Genomic DNA, 21,951 nt, shown 5'->3' on the forward strand with positions numbered 1-21,951 from the left:
GAGGGCGTCGGCCACATGCCGCACATGGAGGCCTCGGCCGAGGTCAACCGGGCGATCGAGGCGGCATTGGCTTAGCTTCAGGCCCACCGGCGGCGGCCGTCCCACCGGCCGCCGCCGCTTTTCACTCCGGGAAGGCGCCATGGCCCAAGTCAAGGTCTACGGCAGGCGCGACCACTTGAGCGCCGTGCGCGGCGCGCTCTCGGACATCATCCACGCGGCCAACCGCGACATGCTCGGCCTGCCCGCGGACAAGCGCTTCCACCGCTTCATCGCGCTGGAGGCCGAGGACTTGGTGTATCCGCCGGATCGCGGCCCGGCCTACACGATCATCGAGATCTCCATGTTCGAGGGCCGCGATCCGGCGACCAAGAAGGCGCTCTTGAAGCGCCTGATGTCCGACATCGCCGAGGGCCTCGGAATCCCGGTCGCCGACATCGAGATCACCATCTTCGAGACGCCGCGCGCCAACTGGGGCATCCGCGGCAAGACCGGCGACGAGCTGGAGCTCAGCTACAAGGTCGAGGTCTGAGGCCGGTCGACTTCGAAGAGCACCCTAGAGCGTCGTCATTGCGAGCGCAGCGAAGCAATCCAGGTAGGGTTGGCACCGTGCAATTGGTTGCATTCGCTGGATCGCCACGGCCGCTTGCGCGTCCTCGCGATGACGTTTGGACCCGCGCGCCGGCTCAGTCGAACTCCGTCGGCAGTTCGGGCTCGGCTCGGTGCGCGAACATGCGCGCGATCTGGAACGGCAGCACGCGCCCGACGGAAAGCTCGGGGAGCGCATCGGGCGCGAAGAAGTCGACGCCGGAGGTCTCCAGGCTGGTGGCCGGTGCGCCACCGGTGATCTCGCAGAGGAAGAAGAGCTTGTACATGTGGAAGGGCATGGGCGGCTCGTGCGCGTGCAGGCTGCGGTCGTAGACGGCGGCGAGCTTGACGATTTCGACCTCGAAGCCCGACTCCTCGCGCATCTCCTTGGCGATGGCGGCCCGCGGCGACTCGTTCACGTCGGCCCAGCCGCCCGGCAGCGTCCACCTGCCGTCGCTCGTCTCGCGCACCATGAGGACCCTGCCGTCGCGGAAGGCGGCGCCGCGCACGTCGACCTTGGGCGTGGCGTAGCCGGTTTCGCCGTCGAACAGGGTCTGGATTTTGCCGATATCGGCGACCGCGCCCGCCGCCATGATCTGCGCGGCCACGGCGCGGACCTGCCGATAGCGCTCGAGGTCGTAGCCGTTCTCGGCAAAGGTCAGCCCGATCTGCGCGATCGCCTGCAGCTCCTTCGCCCACTTCAGCCACTGCGGTTCGTTCACGGTGACGATCTCCCTGGTTCCATGCGGATGCCGAGCTGCCACAAGACATGCCCCGCCCTGCCGCCGACGACAATCACTTTGGCTGAGCGCGGCCGGGTCACCTTGCCCACGGGACCGGGGAAGCGTATCTACAGCTCATGACCTCTAGCCACCATGCCCGGGCCTTCGCGCCGCCGGCCGAGCCGGCGGACGCGCGCGCGAACCTGATCGGCCTGACCCGGGCCGAGCTCGAGGCCGAGATCGCGGCTCTCGGCGAGCCGGCCTTCCGGGCGCGCCAGCTCTGGCACTGGATCTATCACCGCGGGGTCGCCGACTTCGACGCGATGACCTCGCTCTCCAAGGCCTTCCGGGCGCGCCTCGCCGAGCGCTACGTGGTGCGGCGGCCCGAGGTCTCGCTGGGCCAGGTCTCGAACGACGGCACCCGCAAGTGGCTGCTGCGCTTTGCCGACGCGCAGGAGGCCGAGTGCGTGCACATCCCGGAGGAGGACCGCGGCACGCTCTGCGTCTCCAGCCAGGTCGGCTGCACGCTGACCTGCCGCTTCTGCCACACCGGCACCCAGCGCCTGGTGCGCAACCTCTCGGCGGCGGAGATCGTCGGCCAGGTCATGCTGGCACGCGACGACCTCGGCGAGTGGCCGACGCCGATGGAGGAGCGGCGCATCACCAACATCGTCATGATGGGCATGGGCGAGCCGCTCTATAACTACGACAACGTGGCCAAGGCGCTGAAGGTCGTCATGGACGGCGAGGGCATCTCGATCTCCAAGCGCCGCATCACCCTCTCGACCGCCGGCGTGGTGCCGATGATGCGCCGCTGCGGCGCGGAGCTCGACGTCAACCTGGCGGTCTCGCTGCACGCGGTGAGCGACGAGGTGCGCGACGTCATCGTGCCGCTCAACAAGAAGTACCCGCTGGCCGAGTTGCTGGCCGCCTGCCGCGACTATCCCGGCACCAACAACGCGCGGCGCATCACCTTCGAGTACGTCATGCTGAAGGGCGTCAACGATTCCACGGCGGAGGCGCGCGAGCTGGTGCGCCTGCTCAGGCCGATTCCGGCCAAGGTCAACCTGATCCCCTTCAACCCCTGGCCCGGCGCCCCCTACGAGTGCTCGAGCGGCGCCGCGATCGAGGCCTTCTCGAACACGCTGTTCGAGGCCGGCATCTCCGCCCCGGTGCGCCGGCCGCGCGGCCGCGACATCATGGCCGCCTGCGGCCAGCTCAAGTCGGCGAGCGAGCGGGTGCGGAAGAGCGCGCGGGCGCCTGAGCGCAAGACTTCAAACCCGGTCGTCCTCGGCTAGGTCGGCTTCGATAAACAGGCTATGCGACGCCGGGAGCGATGCGCGCAGCAGCTTGTTGGCGTCGAGGCCGCGAGCGCGGTTCGTCGGTGGGCTCTTAAAGGGCAGCAACCGACCGGTCGTCAGCAAAAGCGTGCGGAAGGCCTCGACTCGCTTCCAACTGCGCCCGTAGCGCTGATTGATCGCGGCTCCGTGCTTGCGCAGCCACATGCAGGCGGCCGCGCTGACGTGGACGGCGGCATAGGTCGTGCCGTCGCCCAACTGCTCGTCGGGATCCTCCGGCAGAACATTCGCACGCCGGACCGGACCGGCGGGCGCCCAGACGTCGATCCGACCGTAGCGGTCGTACTTGGCATAGATCCGATGCTTCTTGCCGCGCCGCTCGATGCCGGCGACGCCGATCGTCCGCCGGTGTTTTCCGGGATAGGTGACCCGATCGATCTTCTGACCGGCCGCGGCGACGACGATGACACCGTTCTCGTAAGCCAGATCGATCGCCTTGCCCATGGCCGAATCATTGAGCAGCGGAAAGCCGAGACTGATGTTGACCACCGGCGCCACCCGCTGACGTACGACATGGGTTATCGCCTTGGCGATGGCGCGGGCCTCGCGGTCCGTCACCAGGCTGGAGTTGGTGACCCGGAACGGCACGATCGGCAGGCCGGGCGCCACACCGGTGATGCCGGCGCTATTCGCTGAGAGTGCGCTGCCCGAGCGGGTGCCGTGGCCGGGCTCCATGAAGCCGACATCCTTGAGAAGATCTTCCGCGGTGCCGCGCTGCGGCTGAAGGAAGTCGCGGCCCTGCCGCGTGAGAATGATGTCGTTCCGACCGTTGTTCCAGGTCCCGAAGGCCGGGTTCTCGGTGTAGCCTGTGTCGAGGTGCGCCACCCGGACAGTGCCCCAGTCGACCTGACCGCTTGGACGCCCGGGCAGCTGGGCGAGAGCCTGTCGCGCCCTCACGTGGACAAGATTCCATTCCTGCATTCTCTTGCCTCCCTTCGCCAGATCACCGGAAGAACCATGCCGCGCGCGCCTGTCCCCTGCAACAGAGGCGGGAAAAACCGCCCTCTCCTGTGTCCAATTTGAGACAAAGACATCCCGCGGCTCGCTTGGTTCTTCACAGCTAGCCCCTTTGCGCTAGGGTATCTCTGGTTGTAGGGACGATCGCCATGAAGGCATTGGAACTGGGCAGGCTCGAGCGCGTCGAGCCGCGATCCGCCTGGTCCGACGAGGCCGTCGACTTCACGCCCTGGTTGGCGCAGGGCGAGAACATCTCGCTGCTCGGCCGGACCTTGGGCTTGGATCTGAAGGTCGAAGCCACGGAAAAACCGGTCGGTTCGCTCAGCGCCGACCTGCTCTGCCGCGACGAGCTTTCCAGCAGCTGGGTCGTGATCGAGAACCAGCTGGGCCGCACCGACCACCGCCACCTGGGACAGCTGCTGAGCTACGCTGCCGGCCTGGACGCTGTCACCGTGATCTGGATCGCCTCCTGCTTCTCGGCCGAGCACCGCGCCGCCGTGGAATGGCTCAACGCCGTCACCGAGCCGCCGCTGCGCTTCTTCGGCCTCGAGATCCAGCTCTGGCGGATCGACGGCTCGGCGCCGGCGCCCCGTTTTCACGTGGCCTCTGCGCCGCTCGGCTGGTCGAGCCTGGATGTCCTGAGCGAGAGCTGTGCCGAGCCGGCGCGGCCCGGCCCGATTGCCGATCAATACTGGTCCCGGTTCCTGGCGCGGGGCCGGGCGGTATCGCCCGATCTGCTGAAGAGCGCGAGGCCGACCGGGAACAGCTGGCTCGGTGTCACGAAGTACGCCGAACACAATGCCTGGCTCGCCGTCGCCTTCGACCGCCGGCACAAGAAGCTGCGCGTCAAGCTGGAGCTTTTCGGCGCGGAAGGCGAAGCGCAGTTCAAGCAGCTTCAGCGATCGCGGCGCGAGATCGAATCCCGCGTCGGTGCGCCTTTGATCTGGTGCAACCGGCCGAGTCAGCCTTGGAAGACCGTGTGCTTGGAGCGCGCCGGCTGCGACCTGGACGACCGCGCTCAGTGGGACGAGCAGCATCTCTGGCTGGTGCAGGCGCTCGAACGATTTCAGGCGGTCTTGCCGCCGCTGATCGCTTAGGGACGCGCACCGAGACGCAGGAGTTCAGGGCCTGGCGGGTCGCGACCCGGTGGCCCGTTCGCGCTCGGCGAGTCGGATGACCTGGGCGACGAAGGCCGTCTTGCCCGCGGTGTAGAGATGGCGCGCGTGCTTGTGGCGCCAGTGCAGGTCGCGTTTCAGCGCCTTGTACTGGCAGGCGGTGTGCGGGTGGGCGCGCAGGAAGTCGCGGAACAGGAGCTGGTCGCGCCAATAGAGGCCGTCCAAAGCCGTGAAGCTCAGGTGATGGGTGCGCCCGGAGCGGGGGCCCCTGGTGTAGAGCAGTCGCCCGGGGACGCCCATGGGGCCCAGCGGCTGGTAGCCGAGCCGCCGGAGTGTCCGCTCGAGACCCGCGAGATCGGCGAGACCCGACACCGCGGCCATCATGTCGAGCAACGGCTTGGCCGGCATGCCCGGGATCGCCGTGCTGCCGATATGCTCGATTGCGACAATGCCGGAGCGCAGCTCGCGCCTGAGACGTGCCGACTCTCGCGCGAACAGCCCGGGCCATCGGCGGTCGTAACGGCGTAACTCGACTGCGCCCTGGGCCAGGCCCAGCGGCTTGTTCTTGTTCTTGATCATCGGCGATGCGGCCGATCCGGCAACTCCGCGCCGTCCTGGCGCTCCCCCTTGTTCCGCGCCGGCTCGCGCCGCTTGCCCGGCCGTGCGCTATGCCTATACTCGCGCGGTTTTCCGGGAATGGGGGTGGTTTTTCGCACATGTCCGAGATCAAAAAAGTCGTGCTCGCCTATTCCGGCGGCCTGGATACCTCGGTCATCCTCAAGTGGCTGCGCGAGACCTACGAGTGCGAGGTGGTCACCTTCACCGCCGACCTCGGCCAGGGCGAGGAGCTGGAGCCGGCCAGGCGCAAGGCCGAGATGTTCGGGGTCCGGGAGATCTACGTCGAGGACCTGCGCGAGACCTTCGTGCGCGACTACGTCTTCCCGATGTTCCGGGCCAACGCGCTCTACGAGGGATGCTATCTGCTCGGCACCTCGATCGCCCGGCCGCTGATCGCCAAGCGCCAGATCGAGATCGCCGCCGAGACCGGCGCCGACGCCGTGGCCCACGGCGCCACCGGCAAGGGCAACGACCAGGTCCGCTTCGAGCTCGGCTACTACGCCCTCAACCCCGACATCAAGGTGATCTCGCCCTGGCGCGAGTGGGACCTGAACAGCCGCCAGGCCCTGATCGACTTCGCCGAGAAGCATCAGATCCCCATCGCCAAGGACAAGCGCGGCGAGGCCCCCTTCTCGGTCGACGCCAACCTCCTGCACATCTCGGCCGAGGGCAAGGTGCTGGAGGACCCCTGGGAGGCGCCGGAGGAATACGTCTTCTCGCGCACGGTCGCGCCCGAGGACGCGCCGGACGATCCGACCATCATCGACATCGAGTTCGAGGAGGGCGACGCGGTCGCGATCAACGGCAAGCGGCTCTCGCCGGCCGCCCTGCTGACCCGACTCAACGAGCTGGGCGGGGCCAACGGCATCGGCCGACTGGACCTGGTCGAGAACCGCTTCGTCGGCATGAAGAGCCGCGGCGTCTACGAGACCCCGGGCGGCACGATCCTGCTCCAGGCCCACCGGGCCATGGAGTCGATTACCCTCGACCGCGGCGCGGCCCACCTCAAGGACGAGCTGATGCCGCGCTACGCCGAGCTGATCTACAACGGCTTCTGGTTCTCGCCGGAGCGCGAGATGCTCCAGGCCCTGATCGACCAAAGCCAAAAGATGGTCACCGGCGCGGTCAAGCTGAAGCTCTACAAGGGCAACGTCATCGTCATGGGTCGCCGTTCGCCACTCAGCCTTTATTCCGAGGAGCACGTCACCTTCGAGGAGGACGCGGTCTACGACCAGCGCGACGCCCAGGGCTTCATCCGCCTCAACGCCCTGCGCCTGAGGCTGCTGAACCGGCAGAAGGGATAGTGGCCGGGCGCCCCAACCCCTAGAGCTTCACGGCTCGAAGGGGAGCCAGCGTCCGTCCCGCCGGACGAAGGGACGGTTGGTGAGGGGATGGCCCTCCTTCGCGAAGGCGTCGTCAGCGATGTCCTGGCCGCGCGCCAGGTTCTCTGGATCTTCGCTACCGGTCACCAGGAAGAAGTTGCGGGTCGGCAGGAAGACGACGAAATCACCCCTAACTTCCAGCGGCCCTTCGGTCCAGACGGAGTCGAGGAGGATCAGCGAGGCCTCGTAGCTGTCGGCGCCCGTGATTCCGTAAAGCCCATCGCCGCCGCTGAGCTCCAGGCCGGTCAGGTGCCGCTCGAGGTTCTCGACGGCGATTCCGTGCAGCCGGTCGGAGGGCACGTCCAGATCGGCCAGATCTCCCTGTGTGAGGAACCGCATGGAGCGCTGGCTATCGAGAACGTAGAGCACGACCAGAAACTCGTTCAGCATCAAGTGCGGGAAATCGGTCGAGGCCTGCGCCCTGATGGACTGGAAGTAGTCCAGGTCACGCACGACGGGCAACACGCGGCCGGGTGAAGCGTCGACTTGCGGGCGCGCGAGGAGTTCCCGCATCGATCCGAGGCGATCGGACAGGATTTGGGGAAGTGCTTCCGGATCGACCAGATAGGACCGATAATCGTTGTCGAGGAAGACCCGCCATTCGTGGTCCGGGGGCGCCTTCGCGTCGAAGGCGAGATCGCCTATGACCGTCATCTGCAGATTCGGAATCTCCGCTTCGAGTTGCTGAATGACGTAGGCGGTGAAGGCGCCCGAGCTCATCCTCTCCTTCGCCTCGGTCGCGCCGACTCCCAAGCCGAGCCACAGGGCTGCGCAGATGGCAAGGGCCCAAAGCCGGGGCGCGAGGTCGCTGGATTTCGGGACCGAACCAGCCATCAGATCTGCACCGGCAGCGGGCTGGCGCCGAAGAGCTGCGGGTGGACGTGCAGCAGGGCGGCGTAGAGGACCAGGGCCGCGAGCGGCCGCCACCAGCCGATGCCGCGCCAGTCCATGCGGGTGCGCCCGGAGGCGAGGGCGGCGAAGGGCAGGACGCTGGTGGTCAGGCGGACCGGGCCCCAGGCAGCGCCCAGGCTGGCCTCGCGCTTCTGGTCGATGTGCCACATGCCGCCCAGGGCCAGGATCAACATCCCGCCGAAGAGGATCAGGCTGGCCGCGTCGCCCCGGACCGCAAGGTGACCGATCGCCCAGAGCGTCACCCCCCAGAGGAAGGGATGCCGGGTGATCCGCAGGATGCCCGGGGTCTGGTCCTCGGGCCCGCCGTCGACCACCCGCTCGCCGCCGACCATGGTCGGATTGGGCGAGGTGAGTCCGGCGATCACCAGGAAGCAGGCGAAGGGCATGAGGATCAGCGGCAGCCAGCGCAGCACCAGCGGTGGCTCCCAGAGCGTGACCATGGGCGCCGCGCCGTAGGCGAAGATCATCCACAGGAGCGCGGCCAAGGCGATCAGCGAGTAGAGGCCGAGGAACCCGGGCGCGCCGAGCCTGGCGGCCAGCGGCTGGCGCAGCACTTGGCTGGAGAGCAGGAAATGCCCGCCGACGAAGACAATGGTCGCGGCCAGCAGATCGTCGAGGCCTTGCATCATGGGACGGAATTATCCCCGGCCGGGCGGCGCGCGTCCAGGGCCGGCCCCGCCAAAGTAGGGGCGCAGGACCGTGGCGCCCTGCCCGCCGGCCGTGATATCTAGCGATTATGACCCAAGCACAAAGCCCCGAGAGCCCGACGCCCGATCCCATCGCGCAGCAGATCTTCGATCTGCTGGCCGCGCGCGGGCCCGGCAAGTCGATCTGCCCCAGCGAGGCGGCCCGCGCCATGCAGGCCGCGCACGGCAAGGCCAAGGATCCGGCCGAGGCCTGGCGCCGCTACCTCGCACCGGTCCGCCAGCAGGCCCTGCACCTGGCGCGCCGCGGCGAGATCCTGATCCTGCGCAAGGGCAAGCCGGTCGACCCGCACAAGCCGGTCAAAGGCGTGATCCGGCTGGCCTTGCCGCAGGGGGAGGCCGACGGCTCGGGCGCATGAAGGAGCTGCTGACCCCGCGTCTGCGGCTGCGCGGCTTCCGCGACGGCGACCTGCCGGCCCTGGTCGCGATGAACCGGGACCCCGAGGTGATGCGCTACATCCGCGCCGTCGGCAGCGAGGAAGAGGAAACCCGCAAGGCCGTCGACCTGATCGCCGAAAACCGAGACAAGCCGCTCGGCATCTGGGCCGTCGAGGGCCGCGAGGACGGCCGCTTCCACGGCGCGGCGATGCTGTTGCCCTTGCCGGAGGCCGACGACATCGAGGTCGGCTATCGGCTGGTCAAGGCCGCCTGGGGCCGCGGCTTCGCCACCGAAGCCGCCCTCTGCCTGCGCGACTACGGCTTCAGCGAAGTCGGCCTGGCGGAGATCGTCGCGGTGGCCGATCCCGGAAACGCGACCTCGCACAAGGTCCTGACGAAGATCGGACTCCGCTTCCAGGGGCTGCGCCGGGCCTACGGCGTCGACGGCCTGCACTTCTTCGCCCTTGGGCGCGGCGACTGGCAGCGCCTGGGGCCGGGGGATGCGGCTTATACCAAGGAGCGTTGATAATGACTCATTTGACCGGGTTTGCTTGCCCGCCCGTCAGGCGCGCTTCGCGCAGCTGTGCGATGTACCGTAAGCGGAGCGCAACGCAGCGGGCGGTCAAGCAAACCCGGCCTTCGGTGGCGCGTGGCGGCCCGCCGGGTGCGTTACGTCCCTTGCCCGATGCGATGGCATCGCGCCGCGGGCCGCGCCTGCCCGGCGGGCCGCCGCGCGCCATCGAATGGGTCATTATCAGCGCTCCTTGGTATTACATCTCCGGCACGGGGACGCCAGCCTGACGGCAGGCCGCGGTCACGCTGTTGCGCAGCAGGCAGGCGATGGTCATGGGGCCGACCCCGCCCGGCACCGGGGTGATCGCGCCGGCCACGGCCGCCGCCGCCTCGAAGGCGACGTCGCCGACCAGCCGGGTGCCGCCCTCGGTCTTGTCGATCCGGTTGATGCCGACGTCGATGACGGTGGCGCCCGGCTTGATCCAGTCGCCCTCGACCATCTCGGGCCGGCCGACGGCGGCGACCAGGATGTCGGCGCCGCGGCAGACCGCCGGCAGGTCCCGGGTCCGCGAATGGGCGATGGTCACGGTGCAGTGGTCCTGCAGCAGCAGCTGGGCCATGGGCTTGCCGACGATGTTGGAGCGCCCGACGACCACCGCATCGAGGCCGGTGAGATCGCCCAGCGCATCGTGCAGCAGCATCCGGCAGCCGAGCGGGGTACAGGGCACCAGCGGCGCCCGGGCGCCGGTCCCGCCGGTCATGAGCCGCCCGGCGTTGATGACGTGGAAGCCGTCGACGTCCTTGGCCGGGTCGATGGCGTCGAGCACCGCCTCGGGGTCGATCTGCGGCGGCAGGGGCAGCTGGACCAGGATCCCGTGGACCTTGGGATCGGCGTTAAGCCGCGCGATCAGGTCCAGAAGCGCCGCCCGCTCGGTGCGCGCCGGCAGGACCTCCTTGAAGGAGGCCATGCCGGCCTCGGCCGTCTGGCGGGCCTTGTTGCGGACGTAGACCGCGCTGGCCGGGTCCTCGCCGACCAGGACGACGGCCAGACCGGGCACCAGGCCGTGATCGGCCGTGAGCTTTCCGACCGCGGCACCGATCCGGCCGCGCAGGGCCGCGGCGAACCCCTTGCCGTCGATGATCCTCGCAGTTGCCACGTCTCGCTCTCCCCAGCGCTGCTCCCGGCCGCCCTTGGACTCAAGACCCGTTCCGGGACGCCAGCCAGGAGTGGAGCCGGCTCAAAACTAGGGCAGGATCGCCGCGGACGAGAATCGATTTGCGCCGCTCCTTTGCCCCGGAAGCGACTTCTAGGTCGCTTTTCGGCAGCTTCCAGGCTTTGGCGAGCAGGGCGAGCAACCGGGCGTTGGCCTTGCCGCCTTCCGGCGGCGCGGTGACCCAGGCCTTGATCAGGACCGCGCCGTCAGCCAGTTCGACCGGGCCGCCGAGGGCCTCCCGCCGGGCCCCCGGCTGCAGGTGAACCGCGACCCGGACGCCCTCGGCCAAGGGCCTGAAAGGCGTGCCCGCCGTCGACCCCAAGGTCCTTTGTCCCTAGAGTCCGGCGCCCGCCGTGAGCAGCGAGAAACGGAGCCGGGCGATGACCATCTCGAGGAACCAGAGGCCGATGATCAGGATGATGGGTGAGATGTCGATGCCGCCCAGGTTGGGCAAGAAACCCCGGATCGGCCGCAGCGCCGGCTCGGTCAGACGGTTGGTGAAGTCTTGCACCAGAAAGACGAAGCGGTTGTAGCTGTTGACCACCTGGAAGGCGATCAGCCAGCTGAGGATCACGCCGATGATGATGACCCAGATGTAGGCCCTGATCAGCCAGAGGACGATGATCAGCAGGGGATCGAGGATAATCATGGCGTTTCCCGAAGGTTACGGCGAGGCGGGCTTCCAGTGAAATACGTGGCCGGGGGCCGGGGATCAAGGCTCTTGAGCGGCCTGCGGCCCGCGCTTGACAGCGGCCCCGGGCCTTCTCATTATCCCGCCGCGACGCCGCGTCCGGAGTTTTCGGATGCGGCGGTCGAGACCCGCGTGGGGCCGTAGCTCAGTTGGGAGAGCGTCGCGTTCGCAATGCGAAGGTCAGGGGTTCGACTCCCCTCGGCTCCACCAATTCTCCTGAAGTCGAATCGGTCTCGCCTCGCTTCGATCCTGATCTAGGCGGCGCCACCAAACACCCCCAGATCTCCGAAGATCACGCTCGTCGAGCCCGGAACGGGGGGCGCCCGGGTGGGCACCGACGGTCCCGCGCGCTCCCCCGGCGCCAAGGTCTGTCGGACCGCTCACCGAAGTGAAAAGATTCCTTTTTCGCCCGGGGCCACCGAAGGACATCCACCACCGGTCCCGAAGGCCCAAAAAAGCGACTTCCAAAAAATATATACATATCAATATATTGCGGCGCTGTGTTCTTGAAGAAACGAAGCCTGCATACCTAAAGCGCACACGTCCTTGTCACGCCCCGCTCACGGCCTTCCCGCTACAGTAGCAATCGTCAACCCGTGCAAAGGAAGAGCCTTTAAGAGCGCTATCCTGCTGAAGGCCCCGCCACCCCCCGATCGAGGCGGGGCCTTCTCTTTCTCTCGCCAGCCTGCCGCTGCATGAGGATTGTTACTGGCGTTGCGCCACGGGTCCCTTAAGATCACAAGACGACGACGTGGCCAGGAACCGGAGGGCGGGAGCCGTGCTGCGTAGCGACAAGCTGGTATCCAGCATCTTGATGGCGGCGGCCTTCGTGGCCGCGGCCGCCGTTGCCGGCTGTGGATCTTCCTCGGGCGGGTCCCCCTCGAGCGAATCTTCTTCGAGCGAATCCCCCCCGCGCGAGTCCCCCGCGAGCGGGTCCGCCTCGGGCAAGTCCGAAAGCGAGTTCGAGTCCGAGTTCAGCAGTGTCGAGGTCAACCGGCTCGGCAGTTTCGGGCAGACCGAGAAGGAGTTCCAGAACGCCGCGATCCGCAACGCCGTCAAGCACGCGCAGGACCACCAGGTGCCGGGCGAGGCGGTCGAACGGATCACCATCATGGGCAACGAGCCGGTCGGCTCTTCGCTGTCTCAAGGCACGCCCGAGCAGGCCAACCGTCCCACCTCCTACCGGGTCTGGGTCAAGATCCAGGGCTGCGAGCGCGACATCATGTACACGACGAGCCAGGTGGGCCGCCTGATCTCCTACACCGACGATGCCGACTGCCTCGCGGCCGCAAGGCGAGGCTCTGCCGAATCCCCCGACGGGGAGCGCGAAGCCCCGCGCGGCGGCCAGACCTTTTAGAGCGGATCCAGGCTGGTTGGAACGATCCGCCTGTCCCGCTTCAGAGGGGGGAACGCCGCCGCAGCTGGAGGTCACCGTATCGAGCGACCGCCGGGCGGCGAGGGAGGCCGGCGCGAGGCCGAGGTCGGCAGACCTCTGGTTCAGGAGAGTCGAAAGCGAGGTCGGTCGCCCCCGCCTGTGCCCGGTTGGGAGCGACCGATGCTTGATCTATTTCATACTGGTAGAGCCGCTTCTCTGCGTTCACTCGAACGCTGACTTCTCTAGGCTTCGCCCTGCGGCTCGGCGCCGACCAGCTGGCTGATCGTCTCGAGGAAATAGTCGGTGTGAAAGGGCTTGGCGATATAGGCATCGCAGCCGCTTTCCATAATCCTGCGCTGGTCCTCGCGCATGGCGAAGGCGGTGACCGCGACGATCGGCGTATCCCGCAGAGCGTCGACCTCGCGGATCCACTTGGTCGCCTCCAGGCCCGAGCTGTCGCTCAGCTGGATGTCCATCAGGATCAGATCCGGGCGGAGCTCGTTGGCCAGGCGATAGGCGTCGACCGCATCGGCGGCGCGCAGCACGCTGTAGCCGTGGAAGTCGAGCAGTTCCTGAATCAGCAGGGAGGTGAAATCGTCATCCTCGACGACGAGAATCCGTTTTCTCTCAGCGGTCACGCTGTTCTCTTTCGGCGGGGCGGTGGACGGGGTCGAATAGCTGGAACCGGCGAGCGGTTCTCTGGGGTCGGTCAGGGTTCCCACGGTCACTCCTCGGACTAGGCGTCTCTAAAAGAGTCTGCACTTACCTGTCCCGGCCAGGGGGTGTACCGGCCGGCCGTCCCTTCCCATCCACAATGACAAGTATGGCATCGTTGCTGTGACCAGATTCGGGCGTTTGAAATGACGAATCTGTGCTCCGCGTCGGGCCTTCGGGGGACAGCCGCCCTCGATTTTGGCCACCGGCCCTCATCACTTTGTCTCCGGTAAGACGCTCGGCCCGGCGGGCCGCGCGGGCCAGACTGCGATCCGCCGCGCGAAAACGCGGCCTTTTGCGAACCAAGACCCGAAGGAGACTCAAGGCATGAGATACGTCATTGGAGCCGTCTTGGCCCTTGCGATCTTCGGCAGTGCCGGCCTGGCCGACGCCGCCGAGATCACCGGCAAGCTCGCCGCGATGGACGGCAACAGGATCATGCTGGAGGACGGCACGATCTTTGTCCTGGCCCAGGGAGTTTCGGCCGAAAACCTGAAGCCCGGGGCCACGGTGGTGATCACCTACGAGGAGAAAGACGGCCAAATGGTGGCGACAGCCATCACCCCATCCAACTCCTGAGCTCCGCGGAGGGGCGGGCCGGTCCCGCCCCTCCAGCCTTCAAAAAACAGGTACCTGAATCCCGGGCTTAGGGTCTATCCTCGACCGCCAAGACGTAGAGCGAATCGAGGCGGGAGCGCGCGACCCGAGATGCCGGAGTCCCACGACGCGATCATCATCGGCGCCGGAATCATCGGGGCCGCGACGGCCTTCGAGCTGAGCAAGGCGGGGCATCGGACCCTGAGCCTCGACCGGCTGCCGGCGGCCGGCTACGGCTCGACCGGCGCGTCCTGCGCGATCATCCGGACCCACTATTCGACCCTGGACGGCTGCGCCCTGGCCTACGAGGGCTTCTTCTACTGGAAGGACTGGCCGGGCTACATCGGCGTCGAGGACGAGAGCGGCCTGGCCGAGTTCCACGAGACCGGGGCCCTCGTGATGAAGACCGAGGCCAACAGCTTCCTGGAGCCGATCTGCCGGAACATGGAGGCCCTGGGCATTCCCTACGAGTCCTGGGGGCCGGAGCAGGTGATGGCGCGCCTGCCAGTCTACGACCTTGGCCGCTACGGCCCGCCCAAGCTGCCCGACGACCCGGCCTTCGGCCAGGCCGAGGGTGAGATCAGCGGGGCCGTCTTCTTTCCCTGCGCGGGCTACGTCAGCGACCCGCAGCTGGCCACCCACAACGTCCAGCGGGCCGCAGAGGCCAGGGGCGCGACCTTCCGCTTCAACAGCCAGGTGACCGAGATCCTGGCGGACGGCAAGCGGGTGCGCGGCGTGAAGCTTGCCTCGGGCGAGGAGATCGCGGCGCCGGTGGTGGTGAACGTCGCCGGACCGCATTCCTACAAGGTCAACGATTTGGCCGGGATTACCGGGGACATGAACATCAAGACCCGCGCCCTGCGCCAGGAGGTCACGCACGTGCCCTCGCCGCCGGGCTTCGATTTCGAACGCGACGGGCTGGTCACCTCGGACAGCGACATCGGCTGCTACTGCCGGCCCGAGCTGGGCAACCACATCCTGATCGGCAGCGAGGACCCGGACTGCGACGAGCGGGAGTGGGTCGACCCGGACGACTACAACAAAGACTTCAGCGAGCAGTGGTCGGTGCAGGCGCAACGGGTCGCCCAGCGCATCCCCTCGCTAGGGATCCCGAGCCGGATGAAGGGCGTGGTCGACCTCTACGACGTCTCGGACGACTGGATCCCGATCTACGACAAGTCGGCCCTGGGCGGCTTCTACATGGCGATCGGCACCAGCGGCAACCAGTTCAAGAACGCCCCGGTGGCCGGCAAGATGATGGCGGCCCTGATCGACTACTGCGAGGGCGGGGCCGATCACGACGCCGCCCCGCTGACGCTGCAGCTCGAGCGCAGCGGGCGCAGCATCGACGTCGGCTTCTATTCCCGGCGCCGGGAGATCAACGAGGAAAGCAGCTTCTCGGTTTTGGGCTAAGGTCGCGAGGCCGAGCGGCAGCAGGCGGAGGGAGAAGATCCATGGAGCGCGAAGACCTTGAGGCCGAGCTGTCGATCCTCCTGACCGAGCTGGAGGGCGAGCCCGAGGACGCTCACGAGATCTATTTGCGCCTGAAGCAGCTGATCGGCAACATGAAGGCCTTCGGCTTGGCCGTGCCGGAGGATCTGGAGCGCCTGGAGCGGGAGATGGACGCCGAGTTCTCGGCCGGCAGGCCGGGCTGAGGCGGGCGCCGGCTAAGAAGGATGGCAGCTGGGGGAGGAAGAAGCGGATGCCGACGAAAACGTCGAGTCGATGGGTCAGCCTAGCGGTCGTCTTGGTAAGCGGCTTCGCCTTGGCGGGCTGCGAGCTTTTCCGTGAGGACGATCTGGACGCCTTCCAGACGGCGGACTGCGCGCAGGAGACCACCGACTTTCACGGCCTCAGCTACTGGGGCCTCGGTAAGAACGGGCCCTTGATCAACTGGTCGGGCTGCGAAAAGCCCGGGGCGGATCTGCGCGGCAGCGATCTCGGCATCGCCTGGCTGGTCGAGACCGACCTCGGCGGCGCGGACCTGCGCGACGCCAACCTGGCGGGCGCCAAGCTGGAAGGGGCCGACCTCTCACAAGCCGACCTCAGGGGGGCACAGCTGGTCGGCGCCGACCTTCGGAGCATCAACCTGAGCGGTGCGGACCTGCGGGGTCTGGACTTCGGAGGCACGAGCTTGCGCGGCGCCGACCTGAGCAACGCCCGGCTCAACGGCGCCAACCTGCGCGGCGTCAACCTCACGGAGGCCAAGCTGGAGGGCGCCGACTTCTCGGGCGCAAAGTGGGTTTCCGCGCCTGCGGTCTGCAGCGACGGCTCGGTCGGCGACTGCCAGTACTGAGGCAAGATTCCGGGCCGCAACGTCTGACCGCAACGCGCCGGCATCGCGCCCTGCCTTGCGCGATGGCTTGTCTTGCGTGCTTCTGACCCGGAAGCCCGCGATCTCTGAGGGGATTCCCGATCATGGCTGAAAGTTTGGCGAACCAGGCGCTGCTGAGGGACCAGAACCATTTCCCGCCGCTGCGCCAGGCGGTGCCGCTGGGCATCCAGCACGTGCTGGCCATGTTCGCCAGCAACATCACCCCGGCGATCATCGTCAGCTTGGCTGCCGGTTTCGCCTTCGGCTCCGCCGAGATGGTCTACATGATCCAGATGGTCATGGTATTCGCCGGGATCGCGACCCTGATCCAGACCGTGGGCCTGGGCCCGGTCGGCGCCCGCCTGCCGGTGGTCCAAGGGACCAGCTTCGCCTTCATCCCGGTCATGGTCCCGGTGGTCAAGAGCGCCGGCATGGCGGCGCTTTTCGGCGGCATCGTGATCGGCGGGATCTTCCATTTCTTCCTCGGCACCGTGATCGGCCGGATCCGCAACCTGCTGCCGCCCCTGGTGACCGGCATCGTGGTCCTGACCATCGGCCTGGCGCTGATCCCGGTCGGAATCAAGTACGCCGCCGGCGGCGTGCCGCTGATCGGCAAGCCCGAGTTCGGCAGCCTGGACCACTGGGGGCTGGCCCTGGTGGTGATCATCGTGACCCTGGGCCTGAAATTCTTCGCCCGGGGGATGCTCTCCGCGGCGGCGGTCCTGATCGGCCTGGTGGTCGGCTATCTGGTCGCCATCCCGCTGGGCATGGTTGACTTCGGCCGGGTCGCCGGGGCGGCCTGGTTCGCGGCGCCCTCGCCGCTCTACTTCGGCTTCGAAATCAACGCCGCCGCCATCATCGGCATGTGCCTGATGTCGGTGGTCTCGGCGATCGAGACCGTCGGCGACATCTCCGGAATCACCAAGGGCGGCGCCGGCCGCGAGGCGAGCGATAAGGAGATCGCCGGGGGCACCATGGCCGACGGCGTTGGCACCGCGCTCTCGGGCCTTTTCGGCGGCCTGCCGAACACCTCCTTCAGCCAGAACGTCGGCCTGGTGTCCATGACCGGGGTCATGAGCCGCCACGTGGTGACCATCGGGGCGCTGTTCCTGGTCTTCGCCGGGCTGATTCCCAAGGTCGGCGCGGTGATCGCGGCCATGCCCATCGCGGTGCTGGGCGGCGGGGTCATCGTCATGTTCGGCATGGTCGTCTCGGCCGGGATCAACATGCTGAGCGACGTCCGCTGGACCCGCCGCAACATGGTGATCCTGGCGATCTCCCTCTCGGTCGGCCTGGGCCTTCAGGCGGTGCCGGAGTCCCTGCAGCACCTGCCGGCGACATTGAAGATCCTGCTGACCTCGGGGCTGCTGCCGGCCGCGACCCTTGCAGTCGTGCTCAACCTTTGCCTGCCGGAAACGGCGGAGGACTGAGGCGGCGCGCCGTAAATAGAAATCGGGCGCCGCGAAAAGTGGTGCGGCGCCCGATCAAGGAAGTAACGCGCCAGAGGCGCGCTGACAGGGAAAGGGGAACGCTCTGTCAATTTTGTGTACGCGGCCTGCCGGCGACCGGATCACCGATTTCTTAACGATTCCCGATCGACCGCCCGAAATTCGAACAACGCCCTGAAATACTTAAGATCTTCCGCCGTCCTCGACCCAGCGGCCGAGGTCCCGCAGGGCCTCGACGGTCGCCTGGGGCCGCTCCACCGGGATCAGGTGCCCGGCGTCGCGGAGATCCAGGCGCCTGGCCCGGGGCAGCCGGGCGAAGAGCGCGGCGACGTCGTCCCGGTCGAGGAACACGCGGTCCTGGAGGCCGGTCATGACAAGGGTCGGCAGGTCGAGCCTCTCGTAGGGCAGGTCCCAGTCGGCCCGCGCTGAGTTGGCCAGAAGGTTGTAGTGGCCATGACCGGGATCCAGGGGCTCGTAGGGCGCATCGGCCAGGAAATCCGCGCGGATCTCCGCCAGGCGGTCCTCGTTGACCAGCAGCGGCATGTTCAGGTCCATGAGCAGCCGCAGGCCCCCGACCTGGGCCGCCCGCAGGGTCGCGGCGTTGATCCAGTCGAGCCGGGGACCGGCCCGGCGCAGGGTGTTGATCAGCACCAGGCCCTCCGCGGCCGCACCCGCCAGGCAGGCTCCCGCGGCGAAAAGGCCGCCGATCGAGAGCCCGACCAGGACCGGCCGCGGCGGCTCGACCTCGGCGAGAAGCCGGCAGAGATCGTCGACGATCAGGGACTGGCCGAGCTCGGTGCCGGGCGTGAAGGGGCTCTCCGCCTGGCCCCGCAGGTTGTAGGCCAGGGTGCCGTGGCCGGCGGCGCGCAGGGCGGGCGCGATCTCGGCCTCCCACATCGCCGTCGACCCGGTCAAGGCGTTGACGAAGACGAAGCTCAGGCCTCGGGGGCCCGGCGGCACGAAGTCGTAGAAGAGCCCGTTCCCGGGCGAGAGATCCAGCTGCGGCACCCGCGCCTCCCCTGCTGCTGCGCTTGCGACTCCGAGAATAGCAGGCAGAGGGCGGGCCGCCGAAGCCCGGAAACAGAGAGCCCCGGGACCGGGTAGAGCCCGGTCCCGGGGCAAGGCCCGGAGGGGCGAGGGTCACTCGGCGCGCACGATCTCCCAGGAGCCGTCGGGCTGCCAGCAGGCGGTGCCGTAGACCTGCTGCTCCCGGCCGGCCACGGTCGCGTTGGAGATGAACTCGCGGCAGTAGCGGCCGTCGTCACGCTCGTAGCTGGCCTTCGGCGTCACTTCGTAGCTGGCCTGGGTGCGCGGGTTGTTCCAGACGATGGTCGAGCCGTCCGGGGCGTTCTGCAGGGTCTCGCCCATGCAGTAGCTGTCCTGCAGGTCGACCCCCTGGCCCAGGGTCGCGCCGACCAGGATCCCGGCGATGGTGCCGCCCAGGATGGCGGCGGGGTCGCCGTCGCCGGCCGCCGCGCCGATCGCGGCCCCGGCGCCGCCGCCGAGCAGGCCGGCGGCCAGGCCGGTGTTGCAGCGGCCGATGCCGCCGCCGTAGGTCTGCGACCACCGCTCCGCGTGGCGGCGGCGATGGCGCGGCCGCCAGTCGTGGTCGTCGCCGTAGTAGTAGTGGTGGTGCTCGACGACCTTGCGCTTGCGGCGCTTGTGCTTGTGGTGGTGGTGATGGCCGTGGTGCCGATGCCAGTGCCGGCCGTGGCGATGCTTGCCGTAACGGCCGTGGCGATGCTTGCCGTAGTGGTGATGCCGCTCCTCGTAGTGGCGGCGGTAGTCGTCGTCATCATCGTCGTCTGCGGCCGCCGGCGCGGCCCCGATCACGGCGAGCACCAGCCCTGCGATCACGGCGGTCAGCAGAAGACGGGCCATCAGGGATTGGCGATACAGCATGGTCGTGTTCCTTCGCTGCTTGTCCCTCGAAGGCCTGGGGCCGCCGAGCCGCCACCGCGGCGCCCCGATCCCCTGCCCCGGTCCCAAACCCCGGTCTCGAGGCGAGGGCCGACCTTCATCTACCAGGTATTACGGAGACAGGCGGGGCCGCATCCCCTTTGGAGGAAAACGCGGAAGACTGCGGCGTCAGCGCAGGCTGAGCGCCTTTTCGGCGCCAGCGGCCGGTTGCTTCGCGGTCTCGACCTCGCGCGGCCGGAGGTGGGCGTGCCACTTCCATTCCCAGAGCTTGAAGCCGCGCGACAGCAGGTAGACCAGGATCATGTAGATCACGGCCGCCGCGATGAAGCCCTCGAAGGCGAGGTAGTACTTGGCGTTGAGGGTCCGGCCGGCGCCCAAGATGTCAACGATGGTCACCGTGCTGGCGACCACCGAGCCATGCAGCATGAAGATGACCTCGTTGGAATAGGCCGGCAGGGCCCGGCGCAGGGCGCTGGGCAGGATGATCCGCCGAATCCGGGTCCAGGGCGACATGCCGCAGGCCCGGGCGGCCTCGATCTCGCCGTGGGGCGTCGCCTCGATCACGCCGCGGAAGATCTCCGTCGTGTAGGCCGCGGTGTTGAGGGTGAAGGCGATCAGGGCGCACCACCAGGCCTCGCGCAGGAAGGGCCAGAAAATGCTGTCGCGCACCGCCTCGAACTGCCCAAGGCCGTAGTAGATCAGGTAGGTCTGCACCAGCAGCGGCGTGCCGCGGAAGACGTAGACGTAGACCCAGACCAGCTGGTTCAGGCCCGGCGAGCGCGCGGCGCGGACGATGGCCAGGGGGATCGCCAGGGCGCCGCCGATCAGCAGCGAGAAGAAGACCAGCCCGACGGTGTTCGCCAGGCCTTCGAGGAAGAGGTCGTAGTGCTGGGCGATGAGCACGAAGTCGATCGGCGAGGAGGTCTCGCTGAACTCGGTCAGGGCCTGGAGCCAGCCGCCGCCTTCCGCCATGGCCTCAGGCCCTCCTCACGCCGGCGCTGTACTTCCGCTCCAGCCAACGCAGGCCGGCGTCGGAGACCGCGGTGAGCACCAGGTAGATCATCAGGGTGACGAACATGAAGGTGAAGAGCTGGCGCTGCGAGCGTCCGGCGGTGAAGGCCTCGTAGACCAGCTCCTGGAGGCCCAGGACCGAGACCAGGGCCGTGGTCTTGAGCAGCACCAGCCAGTTGTTGCCGAAGCTGGGCAGGGCGAAGCGGACCAGCTGGGGCCAGATGATGCGCCGGAAGATCAGGCCCCCGTTCATGCCGCAGGCGATGCCGGCCTCGATCTGGCCGCGCGGGATCGCCAGATAGGCGCCCCGGAAGGTCTCGGTCATGTAGGCGCCGAAGATGAAGCCGATGGTCAGCACGCCGGCGGCGAACTGGTTGATCTCGATGTAGCCCCACCACCCGGTCACCTCGCCCAGCTCGTTGAGCAGGATCTGGCCGCCGAAGAACAGCAGCAGCATGAGGACCAGGTCCGGAACGCCACGGATCAGGGTGGTGTAGAGCTCGCCCAGCTTCCGGGCCAGGGGCACCGGGGAGAGCTTGGCCCAGGCGCCGAGCAGGCCCATCAGGACGCTCAGGGTGATGGAGGCGAGGGCGATCTCCACGGTCACCAGGGTGCCGCGCAGAATGCTCGGCATATAGTCGATGACCGTTTCCATGCGCCTTCGCCTCGGCCCCTCGTGAAGATTCTCTCAGGCTCGGCCGGGCGGCGGCGGGCCGGGACCGCGCCCGCCGCCCGCCCCGGCCGCAGCCCTTGGCGTCAGGACCCGGCGCCGAAGACGTCGAAGTCGAAGTACTTCGCGTTGATCTTGGCGTAGGTACCGTCCTCGCGGATCTCCTTGATCGCCTTGTCGAAGGCCAGCCGCAGGTCGTCCTCGCCCTTGCGTACCGCAATGCCGGCGCCCTCGCCGTGGCATTCGAGGTCGAACTGGACACCGCCCAGGAAGGCGAAGTCCTTGCCCTCGGGCTTGCTGAGGAACCCCTCCATCGATTGGATCGAATCAGAGAACTGCACGTCGATTCGGCCGGAGGCAAGATCGAGGAAGACCTCCTCCTGCGTGCTGTAGAGCTTTAGCTCGACGTCGGGGAAGATCTTCTCCATGTAGCATTGGTGCGTGGTCCCGCGCTGCACGCCGACGGTCTTGCCCTTGAGGCCCTCGGGCGTGGCCTCGAAGCCGGCGTCCTTGGCGGCGACGAACTTGGCCGGGGTATTGTAGTACTTGCCGGTGAAGTCGACCCGCTTCTTGCGCTCTTCGTTGATCGACATGGAGGCGACGATGGCGTCGTACTTCTTGGCCAGCAATGCCGGGATGATGCCGTCCCAATCCTGCTCGACCAGCTCGCACTCGCGGCCCATCTTCTCGCAGAGGGCATTGGCGATGTCGATGTCGAAGCCCTTCAGCGTGCCGTCAGCTTCCTTCCAGGAG

26 protein-coding genes and 1 tRNA gene are annotated in these 21,951 nt (G+C 67.8%); 13 read left to right on the top strand and 14 right to left on the bottom strand.

The window, feature by feature from the left end:
* The first annotated feature begins 139 nt into the window (after positions 1-139).
* Positions 140-529 carry a tautomerase family protein gene (locus QNJ30_23255; protein MDJ0946381.1) on the top strand — a complete coding sequence of 130 codons (390 nt, stop codon included), beginning with the start codon at positions 140-142 and terminating at the stop codon, positions 527-529.
* 154 nt (positions 530-683) lie between these two features.
* Here QNJ30_23255 and QNJ30_23260 read toward each other — a convergent pair whose 3' ends face one another.
* Complete coding sequence (locus QNJ30_23260; GenBank protein ID MDJ0946382.1) at positions 684-1,307, bottom strand: NUDIX hydrolase; 624 nt, start codon at positions 1,305-1,307, stop codon at positions 684-686.
* Between the two features lie 137 nt (positions 1,308-1,444).
* On the opposite strand from QNJ30_23260, the gene rlmN reads away from it, so the two are divergent.
* Positions 1,445-2,605, top strand: coding sequence for a 23S rRNA (adenine(2503)-C(2))-methyltransferase RlmN (rlmN, locus tag QNJ30_23265; GenBank protein MDJ0946383.1), 1,161 nt, complete (start codon positions 1,445-1,447; stop codon positions 2,603-2,605).
* On the opposite strand, the gene QNJ30_23270 is transcribed toward rlmN, so the two are convergent.
* A complete protein-coding gene (locus tag QNJ30_23270) occupies positions 2,582-3,586 on the bottom strand; it encodes a S8/S53 family peptidase (GenBank protein MDJ0946384.1) in 1,005 nt (334 codons plus the stop codon). The genes rlmN and QNJ30_23270 overlap by 24 nt on opposite strands.
* A 185-nt stretch (positions 3,587-3,771) precedes the next feature.
* On the opposite strand from QNJ30_23270, the gene QNJ30_23275 reads away from it, so the two are divergent.
* The gene (locus QNJ30_23275; protein MDJ0946385.1) at positions 3,772-4,719 is read left to right on the top strand and encodes a DUF4268 domain-containing protein; all 948 of its coding nucleotides are present in this window, start codon (positions 3,772-3,774) and stop codon (positions 4,717-4,719) included.
* A 24-nt stretch (positions 4,720-4,743) separates the two neighbouring features.
* Here the strand turns inward: QNJ30_23275 and QNJ30_23280 are convergent, their stop codons facing one another.
* Positions 4,744-5,316, bottom strand: a complete 573-nt coding sequence (locus tag QNJ30_23280; GenBank protein ID MDJ0946386.1) for a GrpB family protein — start codon at positions 5,314-5,316, stop codon at positions 4,744-4,746.
* A 137-nt stretch (positions 5,317-5,453) separates the two neighbouring features.
* On the opposite strand from QNJ30_23280, the gene QNJ30_23285 reads away from it, so the two are divergent.
* A complete protein-coding gene (locus QNJ30_23285) occupies positions 5,454-6,659 on the top strand; it encodes an argininosuccinate synthase (protein MDJ0946387.1) in 1,206 nt (401 codons plus the stop codon).
* Positions 6,660-6,686: 27 nt separating this feature from the next.
* On the opposite strand, the gene QNJ30_23290 is transcribed toward QNJ30_23285, so the two are convergent.
* Together QNJ30_23290 and QNJ30_23295 are read right to left on the bottom strand one after the other, a co-directional pair.
* A complete protein-coding gene (locus QNJ30_23290; protein ID MDJ0946388.1) occupies positions 6,687-7,457 on the bottom strand; it encodes a DUF1444 family protein in 771 nt (256 codons plus the stop codon).
* Between the two features lie 113 nt (positions 7,458-7,570).
* Positions 7,571-8,278, bottom strand: coding sequence for an NnrU family protein (locus tag QNJ30_23295; GenBank protein ID MDJ0946389.1), 708 nt, complete (start codon positions 8,276-8,278; stop codon positions 7,571-7,573).
* A gap of 107 nt (positions 8,279-8,385) precedes the next feature.
* Here QNJ30_23295 and QNJ30_23300 point away from each other — a divergent pair, with 107 nt between their 5' ends.
* The gene (locus QNJ30_23300; protein MDJ0946390.1) at positions 8,386-8,712 is read left to right on the top strand and encodes a DUF3253 domain-containing protein; all 327 of its coding nucleotides are present in this window, start codon (positions 8,386-8,388) and stop codon (positions 8,710-8,712) included.
* On the top strand, positions 8,709-9,257 hold the full coding sequence (locus tag QNJ30_23305; protein MDJ0946391.1) for a GNAT family N-acetyltransferase: 549 nt from the start codon (positions 8,709-8,711) through the stop codon (positions 9,255-9,257). The genes QNJ30_23300 and QNJ30_23305 overlap by 4 nt, the downstream gene beginning before the upstream one ends.
* A 244-nt stretch (positions 9,258-9,501) precedes the next feature.
* On the opposite strand, the gene folD is transcribed toward QNJ30_23305, so the two are convergent.
* The 3 genes from folD to QNJ30_23320 are packed head-to-tail and all read right to left on the bottom strand — an operon-like array spanning position 9,502 to position 11,107.
* On the bottom strand, positions 9,502-10,401 hold the full coding sequence (gene folD / locus QNJ30_23310) for a bifunctional methylenetetrahydrofolate dehydrogenase/methenyltetrahydrofolate cyclohydrolase FolD (protein ID MDJ0946392.1): 900 nt from the start codon (positions 10,399-10,401) through the stop codon (positions 9,502-9,504).
* Positions 10,402-10,441: 40 nt separating this feature from the next.
* Positions 10,442-10,780, bottom strand: a complete 339-nt coding sequence (locus QNJ30_23315) for a DUF167 family protein (GenBank protein ID MDJ0946393.1) — start codon at positions 10,778-10,780, stop codon at positions 10,442-10,444.
* A gap of 12 nt (positions 10,781-10,792) precedes the next feature.
* Positions 10,793-11,107: a YggT family protein gene (locus QNJ30_23320; GenBank protein ID MDJ0946394.1), complete on the bottom strand. Its 315-nt coding sequence runs from the start codon at positions 11,105-11,107 to the stop codon at positions 10,793-10,795.
* Between the two features lie 176 nt (positions 11,108-11,283).
* Between QNJ30_23320 and QNJ30_23325 the strand changes: the two genes are divergently transcribed.
* Positions 11,284-11,359 (top strand) — tRNA-Ala (locus QNJ30_23325).
* 568 nt (positions 11,360-11,927) lie between these two features.
* Positions 11,928-12,506 (top strand): hypothetical protein, encoded by a 579-nt coding sequence (locus tag QNJ30_23330; protein ID MDJ0946395.1) that lies wholly within the window; start codon positions 11,928-11,930, stop codon positions 12,504-12,506.
* A 260-nt stretch (positions 12,507-12,766) separates the two neighbouring features.
* Here QNJ30_23330 and QNJ30_23335 read toward each other — a convergent pair whose 3' ends face one another.
* Positions 12,767-13,162 carry a response regulator gene (locus QNJ30_23335; protein MDJ0946396.1) on the bottom strand — a complete coding sequence of 132 codons (396 nt, stop codon included), beginning with the start codon at positions 13,160-13,162 and terminating at the stop codon, positions 12,767-12,769.
* A 403-nt stretch (positions 13,163-13,565) separates the two neighbouring features.
* Between QNJ30_23335 and QNJ30_23340 the strand changes: the two genes are divergently transcribed.
* The 5 genes from QNJ30_23340 to QNJ30_23360 all read left to right on the top strand — a co-directional run bounded on the left by QNJ30_23340 (position 13,566) and on the right by QNJ30_23360 (position 17,579).
* Entirely contained in the window at positions 13,566-13,817 is a 252-nt protein-coding gene (locus tag QNJ30_23340) for a DUF1344 domain-containing protein (GenBank protein ID MDJ0946397.1), read from the top strand.
* A gap of 129 nt (positions 13,818-13,946) precedes the next feature.
* Positions 13,947-15,248: an FAD-dependent oxidoreductase gene (locus QNJ30_23345; GenBank protein MDJ0946398.1), complete on the top strand. Its 1,302-nt coding sequence runs from the start codon at positions 13,947-13,949 to the stop codon at positions 15,246-15,248.
* Positions 15,249-15,289: 41 nt separating this feature from the next.
* Positions 15,290-15,490 (top strand): hypothetical protein, encoded by a 201-nt coding sequence (locus QNJ30_23350; GenBank protein MDJ0946399.1) that lies wholly within the window; start codon positions 15,290-15,292, stop codon positions 15,488-15,490.
* A gap of 47 nt (positions 15,491-15,537) precedes the next feature.
* The gene (locus QNJ30_23355) at positions 15,538-16,131 is read left to right on the top strand and encodes a pentapeptide repeat-containing protein (GenBank protein MDJ0946400.1); all 594 of its coding nucleotides are present in this window, start codon (positions 15,538-15,540) and stop codon (positions 16,129-16,131) included.
* 122 nt (positions 16,132-16,253) lie between these two features.
* Positions 16,254-17,579, top strand: a complete 1,326-nt coding sequence (locus QNJ30_23360; GenBank protein ID MDJ0946401.1) for a nucleobase:cation symporter-2 family protein — start codon at positions 16,254-16,256, stop codon at positions 17,577-17,579.
* A 201-nt stretch (positions 17,580-17,780) separates the two neighbouring features.
* Here the strand turns inward: QNJ30_23360 and QNJ30_23365 are convergent, their stop codons facing one another.
* From QNJ30_23365 to QNJ30_23385, 5 genes are all read right to left on the bottom strand, one after another.
* Positions 17,781-18,605: an alpha/beta hydrolase gene (locus QNJ30_23365; GenBank protein MDJ0946402.1), complete on the bottom strand. Its 825-nt coding sequence runs from the start codon at positions 18,603-18,605 to the stop codon at positions 17,781-17,783.
* A 132-nt stretch (positions 18,606-18,737) separates the two neighbouring features.
* Positions 18,738-19,499, bottom strand: coding sequence for an RT0821/Lpp0805 family surface protein (locus QNJ30_23370; GenBank protein ID MDJ0946403.1), 762 nt, complete (start codon positions 19,497-19,499; stop codon positions 18,738-18,740).
* A 186-nt stretch (positions 19,500-19,685) separates the two neighbouring features.
* Positions 19,686-20,489 (bottom strand): ABC transporter permease, encoded by an 804-nt coding sequence (locus QNJ30_23375; GenBank protein ID MDJ0946404.1) that lies wholly within the window; start codon positions 20,487-20,489, stop codon positions 19,686-19,688.
* A gap of 4 nt (positions 20,490-20,493) precedes the next feature.
* Positions 20,494-21,183 (bottom strand): ABC transporter permease, encoded by a 690-nt coding sequence (locus QNJ30_23380; GenBank protein ID MDJ0946405.1) that lies wholly within the window; start codon positions 21,181-21,183, stop codon positions 20,494-20,496.
* A 101-nt stretch (positions 21,184-21,284) separates the two neighbouring features.
* Positions 21,285-21,951, bottom strand: a 667-nt coding sequence (locus tag QNJ30_23385; protein ID MDJ0946406.1) for a transporter substrate-binding domain-containing protein, incomplete at its 5' end; no start/stop codon positions are given.

Source organism: Kiloniellales bacterium, assembly GCA_030066685.1.
Taxonomy (GTDB): domain Bacteria; phylum Pseudomonadota; class Alphaproteobacteria; order Kiloniellales; family JAKSBE01; genus JAKSBE01.

What these genes read in the sequence shown, in the direction of transcription:
- QNJ30_23255 (MDJ0946381.1), top strand. Translation starts at nt 140, where the DNA reads ATGGCCCAAGTCAAGGTCTACGGCAGGCGCGACCACTTGAGCGCCGTG.
- rlmN (MDJ0946383.1), top strand. Translation starts at nt 1,445, where the DNA reads ATGACCTCTAGCCACCATGCCCGGGCCTTCGCGCCGCCGGCCGAGCCG.
- QNJ30_23270 (MDJ0946384.1), bottom strand. Translation starts at nt 3,586, where the DNA reads ATGCAGGAATGGAATCTTGTCCACGTGAGGGCGCGACAGGCTCTCGCC.
- QNJ30_23275 (MDJ0946385.1), top strand. Translation starts at nt 3,772, where the DNA reads ATGAAGGCATTGGAACTGGGCAGGCTCGAGCGCGTCGAGCCGCGATCC.
- QNJ30_23280 (MDJ0946386.1), bottom strand. Translation starts at nt 5,316, where the DNA reads ATGATCAAGAACAAGAACAAGCCGCTGGGCCTGGCCCAGGGCGCAGTC.
- QNJ30_23285 (MDJ0946387.1), top strand. Translation starts at nt 5,454, where the DNA reads ATGTCCGAGATCAAAAAAGTCGTGCTCGCCTATTCCGGCGGCCTGGAT.
- QNJ30_23290 (MDJ0946388.1), bottom strand. Translation starts at nt 7,457, where the DNA reads ATGAGCTCGGGCGCCTTCACCGCCTACGTCATTCAGCAACTCGAAGCG.
- QNJ30_23295 (MDJ0946389.1), bottom strand. Translation starts at nt 8,278, where the DNA reads ATGATGCAAGGCCTCGACGATCTGCTGGCCGCGACCATTGTCTTCGTC.
- QNJ30_23300 (MDJ0946390.1), top strand. Translation starts at nt 8,386, where the DNA reads ATGACCCAAGCACAAAGCCCCGAGAGCCCGACGCCCGATCCCATCGCG.
- QNJ30_23305 (MDJ0946391.1), top strand. Translation starts at nt 8,709, where the DNA reads ATGAAGGAGCTGCTGACCCCGCGTCTGCGGCTGCGCGGCTTCCGCGAC.
- QNJ30_23320 (MDJ0946394.1), bottom strand. Translation starts at nt 11,107, where the DNA reads ATGATTATCCTCGATCCCCTGCTGATCATCGTCCTCTGGCTGATCAGG.
- QNJ30_23340 (MDJ0946397.1), top strand. Translation starts at nt 13,566, where the DNA reads ATGAGATACGTCATTGGAGCCGTCTTGGCCCTTGCGATCTTCGGCAGT.
- QNJ30_23345 (MDJ0946398.1), top strand. Translation starts at nt 13,947, where the DNA reads ATGCCGGAGTCCCACGACGCGATCATCATCGGCGCCGGAATCATCGGG.
- QNJ30_23350 (MDJ0946399.1), top strand. Translation starts at nt 15,290, where the DNA reads ATGGAGCGCGAAGACCTTGAGGCCGAGCTGTCGATCCTCCTGACCGAG.
- QNJ30_23355 (MDJ0946400.1), top strand. Translation starts at nt 15,538, where the DNA reads ATGCCGACGAAAACGTCGAGTCGATGGGTCAGCCTAGCGGTCGTCTTG.
- QNJ30_23360 (MDJ0946401.1), top strand. Translation starts at nt 16,254, where the DNA reads ATGGCTGAAAGTTTGGCGAACCAGGCGCTGCTGAGGGACCAGAACCAT.
- QNJ30_23370 (MDJ0946403.1), bottom strand. Translation starts at nt 19,499, where the DNA reads ATGCTGTATCGCCAATCCCTGATGGCCCGTCTTCTGCTGACCGCCGTG.
- QNJ30_23375 (MDJ0946404.1), bottom strand. Translation starts at nt 20,489, where the DNA reads ATGGCGGAAGGCGGCGGCTGGCTCCAGGCCCTGACCGAGTTCAGCGAG.
- QNJ30_23380 (MDJ0946405.1), bottom strand. Translation starts at nt 21,183, where the DNA reads ATGGAAACGGTCATCGACTATATGCCGAGCATTCTGCGCGGCACCCTG.